The 336-nt window shown below is 42.9% G+C and carries 1 rRNA gene; it reads left to right on the plus strand.

From position 1 onward, the window contains the following. Positions 1–64, plus strand: a 16S ribosomal RNA gene (locus KW848_RS31415); the annotation flags it as partial. Positions 65–336: the final 272 nt, after the last annotated feature.

The raw sequence follows: 336 nt of genomic DNA on the forward strand, positions 1-336 counted from the left end.
CATGACTGGGGTGAAGTCGTAACAAGGTAGCCGTAGGGGAACCTGCGGCTGGATCACCTCCTTAATCGACGACATCAGCTGCTCCATAAGTTCCCACACGAATTGCTTGATTCATTGAAGAAGACGAGAAGCCAGCCAGCACGGTGGCGGTTGTCGTTAGAGTTTAGAAATGAATATTCTGAAGTGAATATTGATTTCTAGTCTTTGATTAGATCGTTCTTTAAAAATTTGGGTATGTGATAGAAAGATAGACTGAACGTTACTTTCACTGGTAACGGATCAGGCTAAGGTAAAATTTGTGAGTTGCTCTTTGAGCAAGAATCGAATTTTCGGCGA

It is taken from the genome of Pseudomonas sp. PDM25, from assembly GCF_019219045.1.
Classification (GTDB): Bacteria; Pseudomonadota; Gammaproteobacteria; order Pseudomonadales; family Pseudomonadaceae; genus Aquipseudomonas.